This window comes from Vibrio sp. 10N.222.48.A3, from assembly GCF_041475345.1.
GTDB classification, from domain to species: domain Bacteria; phylum Pseudomonadota; class Gammaproteobacteria; order Enterobacterales; family Vibrionaceae; genus Vibrio; species Vibrio tasmaniensis_A.
The window spans coordinates 1-7933 of the sequence record NZ_JBFRVX010000523.1; the positions used below are offsets into that span (position 1 = coordinate 1).

The 7933-nt window shown below is 45.4% G+C and carries 6 protein-coding genes and 1 pseudogene; all 7 read left to right on the forward strand.

The window, feature by feature from the left end; genetic code table 11:
- Window positions 1–104 precede the first annotated feature (104 nt).
- Window positions 105–707: a transcriptional regulator BetI gene (gene betI, locus AB4653_RS15180; RefSeq protein ID WP_009845980.1), complete on the forward strand. Its 603-nt coding sequence runs from the start codon at window positions 105–107 to the stop codon at window positions 705–707.
- Between the two features lie 116 nt (window positions 708–823).
- Window positions 824–2284, forward strand: a complete 1461-nt coding sequence (betB, locus tag AB4653_RS15185) for a betaine-aldehyde dehydrogenase (RefSeq protein WP_009845979.1) — start codon at window positions 824–826, stop codon at window positions 2282–2284.
- 72 nt (window positions 2285–2356) lie between these two features.
- Window positions 2357–4084, forward strand: a complete 1728-nt coding sequence (gene betA / locus AB4653_RS15190) for a choline dehydrogenase (RefSeq protein ID WP_009845978.1) — start codon at window positions 2357–2359, stop codon at window positions 4082–4084.
- Between the two features lie 152 nt (window positions 4085–4236).
- The gene (locus AB4653_RS15195) at window positions 4237–5214 is read left to right on the forward strand and encodes a choline ABC transporter substrate-binding protein (RefSeq protein ID WP_009845977.1); all 978 of its coding nucleotides are present in this window, start codon (window positions 4237–4239) and stop codon (window positions 5212–5214) included.
- 107 nt (window positions 5215–5321) lie between these two features.
- Window positions 5322–6164: a choline ABC transporter permease subunit gene (gene choW / locus AB4653_RS15200; RefSeq protein WP_009845976.1), complete on the forward strand. Its 843-nt coding sequence runs from the start codon at window positions 5322–5324 to the stop codon at window positions 6162–6164.
- 2 nt (window positions 6165–6166) lie between these two features.
- A complete protein-coding gene (gene choV, locus AB4653_RS15205) occupies window positions 6167–7381 on the forward strand; it encodes a choline ABC transporter ATP-binding protein (protein ID WP_009845975.1) in 1215 nt (404 codons plus the stop codon).
- A 363-nt stretch (window positions 7382–7744) separates the two neighbouring features.
- A pseudogene (locus AB4653_RS15210) lies at window positions 7745–7933 on the forward strand (MarR family transcriptional regulator); the annotation flags it as partial.

Sequence of the window (7933 nt, forward strand, 5' to 3'; positions counted from 1 at the left end):
GTGTGTTGTTACGAATTTGTTTTAAATAATCATTTGAACCCTAATTAAATTTCTGTCATTTTATACTTAACTGAACGTTCAATATAAAATAGAAGGAATAAGAAATGCCCAAGGTTGGGATGCCTGACATACGTAAACCACAGCTTGTTCAAGCCACCATGACGGTGATTGATCGAGTGGGTTTGCATGCCGCGAGTATTGCGTTGATCAGCAAAGAAGCGGGAGTCTCCACTGGCATTATTAATCACTATTTTGGTGGAAAGCATGGGCTGCTCGAAGAGACCATGCGAGAAATACTGCGCCAACTTTCGAATACCGTAACAACAGAATTAAAAGCGCTCCCTGCTGATGCTCACCAGCAAAGGATCAACGCTATCATCAACGGTAATTTCGAAGGCTATCAAGCGGAAAATAAAGTGTCGAAAACATGGCTCGCATTCTGGTCTTATTCGATGCATGACGCTCAACTCAAGCGCCTTCAGCGCGTGAATGAAAAGCGTTTGATTTCTCACTTACTTATTGAATTAAAATCGTTTTTTCAACCTGATCAAGCGGAATTGATCGCACACGGCATCGCATCATTAATTGATGGCATCTGGCTGAGAGGGACGCTCAATCCTGAAGGCATTAACGCCGACAAAGCTCGTGCAATCATCAATGACTACTTAGACAAGCAGCTTACGTTTTACTCGTGTCAGCGTGATTAATGAGTCATCAAAAATTCTAGTGAGTGAGCTCAAAAGGCTCGCTCTCAACAACGATATGCATTCACAAATACATAGACCGATAGAGTCTAACAACAATAATTAAGTCAGAAGATCAAATGGAAATGAACTCGTTATACATCGATGGTAAAGCGGTTGACGCTACCTCAGGCGAAACTTTCGTCAGCATTAACCCTGCAAACGGCGAACCTATCGCAACGCTTGGCCAAGCTTCTTCAGCTGACGTCGAAAATGCGATTGAATCGGCGAAGCGCGGGTTTGCGGTATGGTCAGCAATGACAGCCGTAGAACGCAGCCGCATTCTTTTAAAGGCGGTAGAGATACTTAGAGCTCGAAATAATGACCTTGCGAACCTTGAGGTTGTCGATACGGGCAAGCCATTACAAGAAGCGATCGAAGTCGATGTGGCTTCTGGCGCCGACGTTATTGAGTACTTCGCAGGGCTAGCACCTACGCTGCAAGGCGATCAACAACCTCTTAGTGACACCCAATTTTTCTACACACGTCGTGAACCGCTAGGTATCTGTGCGGGCATTGGCGCGTGGAACTATCCTATCCAAATCGCAATGTGGAAATCGGCTCCAGCACTCGCTGCGGGTAACGCGATGATTTTCAAGCCTTCAGAAGAAACGCCGCTAACGGCACTTAAACTTGCTGAGATCTTCACAGAAGCTGGCCTTCCTGATGGTGTGTTTAACGTAGTTCAGGGCGATTACCGTGTCGGCCAAATGCTAACGGCGCACCCAGACATCGCTAAAGTGTCGTTCACAGGCGAAACCGGTACGGGCAAAGCGGTAATGTCAGACAGTGCTAAAACACTCAAGTCTGTAACGATGGAGCTCGGCGGTAAATCACCAATGATCATCTTTGATGATGCGAAATTGGACGATGCGGTGTCGGCTTCAATGGTCGCTAATTTCTACACCCAAGGCGAAGTATGTACTAACGGTACTCGTGTTTATGTACACGAAAACATCTATGACGTATTTATCGACCAACTTAAAACACGCACTGAGAAGCTAATCATTGGTAACCCAATGGATATGGAGACTCAGATCGGCGCGTTGATTTCTAAAGAACACCTTTCAAAAGTCCTTGAAGCAATTGAGCTGGCTAAACAGTCGGGCGCAACCCTGCTGACTGGCGGTTATCAAGTGACGGACAACGGCTTAGCAAACGGCAACTTTGTTATTCCTACGGTATTCACCGATTGCCATGACGACATGCCTCACGTTCAGCAAGAAATTTTCGGCCCTGTTATGTCAGTGTTGAAGTTCACCGATGAAGACGATGTGATTCGTCGTGCTAACGATACCAAATACGGCCTTGCGGCTGGTGTGTTCACGCAAAACCTTTCTCGCGCTCACCGTGTTATTCATCAAATGCAGGCGGGTATTTGTTGGGTTAATACATGGGGTGACTCACCTGCAGAAATGCCTGTTGGTGGCTACAAACTTTCAGGGGTTGGCCGCGAAAACGGGCCAGAGACTCTACTCCACTATACGCAGACTAAGAGCATTCTTATTGAACTTGGCGACTACGCCAGCCCTTATGCCTAACGCGTAACACTCAATTTTATGGGTTAGCTTAACAGAGCTAGCCCTACTGACTTATCTCAGGGAAATCAAAACATGGAACAACGCTACGATTATATTATCGTCGGCGCGGGTTCGGCCGGCTGTGTGTTAGCGGATAGGCTAACGGAAAGCGGTGAACATAGCGTTTTACTATTGGAAGCGGGTGGTACGGATAAGAGTATTTTTATCCAAATGCCGACTGCGCTTTCTTACCCGATGAATACTGAAAAGTACGCTTGGCAATTTGAGACCCAACAAGAACCGGGCCTTGATGGACGTGAACTGCATTGTCCACGCGGCAAGGTGTTGGGTGGCAGCTCATCGATCAACGGCATGGTTTACGTTCGTGGCCACGCTTGTGACTTTGACCAATGGGAAGAAGAGGGCGCAGCCGGTTGGAATTACCAAGCTTGCTTGCCTTACTTCCGCCGTGCTGAATCATGGAATAAAGGTGGTGACGAATATCGTGGCGACAATGGCCCTGTCGGCACTTGTAACGGTAACGATATGGAGCTCAACCCGCTTTACCAAGCATTCATTGATGCAGGTAAAGACGCCGGTTACCCAGAAACACAAGATTACAACGGCTACCAGCAAGAAGGCTTTGGCACCATGCATATGACGGTAGACAAGGGTGTTAGAGCCTCAACCTCTAACGCTTATCTACGTCGTGCATTGAAGCGTTCAAATCTTACCTTGAAAAAAGGCATCGTGGCACGTCGTTTCTTACTTGAAGCACTCGTCGCAAAAGACCAGTCATCAGAAGGTCAATCAGGCCTGAAAGCGGTTGGTGTTGAGTTTGAAAAGTCAGGCAATACCCAAGTGGCCGTGGCGAACAAAGAAGTGATCTCTTCTGCGGGTTCTATTGGCTCGGTTCAACTGCTGCAACTTTCTGGTATCGGCCCGAAAGCGGTACTTGAGAAGGCGGGTGTTGAGCTTAAACACGAACTCAGTGGCGTCGGTGAAAACCTACAAGACCACTTGGAAGTGTACTTCCAATATCACTGTAACGAACCCATCACGCTCAACAGCAAGCTTGGTTTAGTCAGCAAAGGCATGATTGGCGCAGAGTGGATTCTGACTCGCAAAGGCCTTGGTGCCACTAACCACTTTGAATCGTGCGCGTTCATTCGTTCTCGCAAAGGATTGAAGTGGCCAAACATTCAATATCACTTCCTGCCAGCAGCGATGCGTTACGACGGGCAAGCGGCCTTTGATGGTCACGGTTTCCAAGTACACGTTGGGCCTAACAAGCCAGAGAGTCGCGGTACGGTTGCGATCACTTCTGCTGATCCGCATGCCAAGCCAGAGATCATTTTCAACTACATCTCGACTGAACAAGATCGCCAAGATTGGCGCGATTGTATTCGTCTGACGCGTGAGATTTTGTCTCAACCTGCGATGGATGTGTACCGAGGCAAAGAGATTCAGCCGGGTCTAAATATTACTTCTGATGAAGCGATTGACGAATGGGTTAAGCAGAACGTTGAAAGTGCATATCACCCTTCATGTGGCTGCAAAATGGGTTCAGATAACGACCCAATGGCGGTGCTTGATGAAGAGTGTCGCGTTCGCGGTATCGACAGCTTACGTGTTGTCGACTCATCGGTTTTCCCAATCATTCCAAACGGTAATTTGAACGCCCCGACCATTATGGTTGCCGAGCGTGCTTCCGATTTGATTTTGGGTAAGCCAATGCTCAAAGCGCAGGACGTTCCAGTGTGGATTGCACCTGAGTGGCAAGAGAAGCAAAGAATAAATAAACCAGTAAGAGAAGCGTAAGCCTCTGTTATTAGTTCAAAAATAGAAAATAGTTCAAAAATAGAAAAAGCAAAAAGTAACAACAAAAATTAGTCAAAAGTCAAAAGTCAGAAGAACTGCTCTCTATCGGTGTTGATATCGAGCAGAAAAAGGAAAGATAAAAAGGAACCATTATGACGACTCTAAATATTCAGAACATGACCACGAAAACGTTAACAGCACTAGCCATCAGTTCATTTGCATTTGCATTTGGTGCTAACGCTTCTATTGAACCACAACAATGTGAAAACGTACGCTTCGCTGATGTTGGTTGGACAGACATTACCGCAACAACGGCGGTCACTTCAGAGCTACTGAAAGGCCTAGGCTACAAAACAAAAACTGACCTACTTTCAGTACCTGTTACTTACTCTTCAATGGCGAACGGCGATATTGACGTATTCCTAGGTAACTGGATGCCAACTATGGAAGGCGACATCGCTAAGTACCGCGAAGCGGGAACGGTAGAGACAGTGCGTGCCAACCTTGAAGGTGCGAAATACACACTAGCCGTACCAAAATACGTGTACGACTCTGGCGTGAAAAGCTTCGCCGACCTAGCAAAACATGCCGACAAATTTAAAGACCGCATCTACGGTATTGAGCCGGGTAACGATGGCAACCGCTTAATCCAATCAATGATTGATGCTGACGCGTTTGGCTTGAAAGATTTCAGCCTAGTGGAATCAAGTGAAGCGGGCATGGTATCGCAAGTATCTCGCGCTGCTCGTCGTAGCCAGTGGATCGTTTACCTTGGTTGGGCACCGCACCCAATGAACAGCAATGTTGAGATGGAATACCTATCAGGTGGTGACGACTTCTTCGGCCCTAACTACGGTGGCGCGAATGTTTACACCAATGTTCGTTCAAACTACGTGTCTGAATGTGCAAACGTCGGTCAACTTCTGCAAAACCTAGAGTTCACTCTAGAGATGGAAAACCAGTTGATGGAAGAGATTCTTAACCAAAAAGTGAAGCCTGAGAAAGCGGCTCAACAATGGTTGAACAATAACCCTCAACAAGTTGAAGCTTGGTTAGAGAACGTAAAAACGCATAAAGGTGAATCAGCGGCTCAAGCGGTTACTGAATACCTAAAACAAGTTAAAGCTTAGTTTTACCTACCTATCGATCTATTTATCAAAGCTCTATAAATAAAAAAGGTGGGCTTGCCAATTGTCTATTGGTTTGAAGTAGCCCACCCATAATAAAAGGCAATATTGTGAATTTTATTACGGAAAACAAAATCCCTGTTGGTCAATGGATGGAAGCGGGTGTTGATTGGCTAACAATCAATGCAGCAGGATTCTTTGACGCTATTTCGATTTTTCTAGAAACCGTCATTATGTTTTTAGTCGATGTATTTAAGTGGATGCCACCGGCTTTACCAATCGTGATGACCGCAGCGATTGCATGGTATTTACACCGTAAACCCTCGCTTGTGATTTTCGTGGTTGCAGCTTTGCTGACTATTTTAAACCTTGGCTACTGGCAAGAAATGCTGGAAACCTTTGTCCTCGTGTTTGCAGCGACAACGATTTCCGTATTAATTGGCGTTCCAGTTGGCATTATGGCCGCGCATCGCCCTTGGTTATATACGGTGCTTAGACCCATTCTTGATTTAATGCAGACGGTTCCAACGTTTGTGTATCTGATTCCGACTTTGGTTTTATTCGGCTTGGGCATCGTTCCTGGCTTAATCTCGACCATCATCTTCGCCATTGCCGCACCAATTCGTTTGACTTACTTAGGCGTCACCAAAGTACCTGAAGAGTTGATTGAAGCGGGTAAAGCGTTTGGTGCGAGCCGCATGAAATTGCTGATGAAGGTCGAATTACCGGCTGCTTTACCAAGTATTATGGCAGGTGTCACTCAATGTATTATGTTGTCGCTTTCGATGGTGGTTATCGCTGCTCTTGTCGGTGCTGACGGGCTTGGTAAACCTGTTGTTCGCGCATTGAACACAGTGAACATCTCACAAGGTTTTGAAGCCGGGCTGGCGATTGTATTAGTCGCTATCATTCTTGATCGCTTGTGCAAAACACCAAACCAGAAGGAAGCATAATCATGTCTAACTCTCAGGAAAAAAAGACAATGGACGCGATTACCATTAAGAATCTCGATGTTGTGTTTGGTGATAAGCCGAAGCAAGCGCTTGAGTTGCTCGATCAAGGTAAAACTCGCCAAGAGATCATTGATGAGACTGGCCAAGTCGTTGGCGTAGATAATGTGTCGCTGACCGTTGAAGAAGGCGAGATTTGTGTGCTGATGGGTTTGTCTGGTTCTGGTAAATCATCTTTGCTTCGCGCAGTTAACGGCTTGAATGAGATCAGCCGTGGCTCATTGGCGATCAAAGATGGAGACAAGCTGGTTGATTTAGGTGAACAGTGCGACGAAGCGACCTTGCGTCATCTTCGTACTCACCGCGTTTCTATGGTGTTCCAAAAATTTGCCCTAATGCCTTGGTTAAACGTGTTAGATAACGTGGCGTTTGGTCTAGAGATGCAAGGTGTCGCCAAAGATGTTCGTCGTGCTAAAGCGCGTGAACAACTTGAAATGGTGGGTTTGGCTGAGTGGGAAACCAAGTATCCGCATGAGCTTTCTGGCGGTATGCAGCAACGTGTTGGCCTAGCGCGTGCTTTTGCGATGGATACCGACATTCTTCTTATGGATGAACCGTTTTCAGCGCTTGATCCGCTGATTCGTGCGCAGTTGCAAGATGAGCTAATTCTATTGCAAAACAAGCTTAACAAAACGATTCTGTTCGTGAGTCATGATTTAGACGAAGCGCTGAAGATTGGTAATAACATTGCGATCATGGAGTCAGGCAAGTTGATTCAACATGGTAAGCCTGAAGAGATCGTACTCACACCAAAAACGGAATATGTGAAAGATTTTGTCGCACACACTAACCCGTTGAACGTATTGAAAGGTCGTTCGTTGATGCAGCCACTGGATTCTTTGAAACAAGAAGATGAAAGTTGGAAGATCTGTGACTCTAAAGACTTATGGATTGAGCAGAGTGAAGGTACTTTATCTGTAAAAGGTGAATCAACTTTAGCGCTTGTTGAGTGGAACGAATCTGACGATTTAACGGCAATCAGCGCGTCGAGTGTGGTAGTGGCAAGCCCAGAGATTGGCATGCGCGATGCGATTAAACTGAAACAGCTAAGTAATCATCCGATTTTGCTGGTGGAAGACAATAAACTGGTCGGTATTTTGGATAACAGTGAATTTTATAATGCGCTTACTGGTAACTTTCAGATGAATACCGCTGCGTAAAATTTCGTTTTTAAGCTTAGCAATTTAGGCTGGTTTTTTATTAGGTAGAGAGGGCTAAATCTCTCTACCTCTATGATTATTAAAATATATTATTCTTTTAGTTTGTATTCTCTGACTCATTATTTTTGCCGTCATTGAAGCTTTGATTCCCCCTTCATTAAGCAAAAGTGCCGTACCACGCAAGTTTAGTGGTATAGAAAAGATTGAGAATAGTATTAACATCAGTACAATGCGGAAAAATCAATGAAGTAAATTATCAATTTACAGTGTAATTCGAGCGATCCTAAGCTGTTCAGTTTGGAAAATCTCATCGCCACGACCCTGTAAAGTCACTCACAGTATATTAGTACAAAGGTCTGCATCTTGGATAAACATGACGAAATCTTGGTCGCTATTCGCCAAATTATTCGCGCTATCGATTTACACTCGAAAAAGCTGAGTAAAGAGTATGGTTTGACGGGCCCTCAATTGATTTTAATGCGCGCAATCCAAGAGATGGGTAATGTGACGATCAAAGAATTGTCTAATCAAACTAATGTGAGTCAAGCGACG

What these genes read in the sequence shown, in the direction of transcription:
- betB (WP_009845979.1), top strand. Translation starts at nt 824, where the DNA reads ATGGAAATGAACTCGTTATACATCGATGGTAAAGCGGTTGACGCTACC.
- betI (WP_009845980.1), top strand. Translation starts at nt 105, where the DNA reads ATGCCCAAGGTTGGGATGCCTGACATACGTAAACCACAGCTTGTTCAA.
- choV (WP_009845975.1), top strand. Translation starts at nt 6,167, where the DNA reads ATGTCTAACTCTCAGGAAAAAAAGACAATGGACGCGATTACCATTAAG.
- AB4653_RS15195 (WP_009845977.1), top strand. Translation starts at nt 4,237, where the DNA reads ATGACGACTCTAAATATTCAGAACATGACCACGAAAACGTTAACAGCA.
- betA (WP_009845978.1), top strand. Translation starts at nt 2,357, where the DNA reads ATGGAACAACGCTACGATTATATTATCGTCGGCGCGGGTTCGGCCGGC.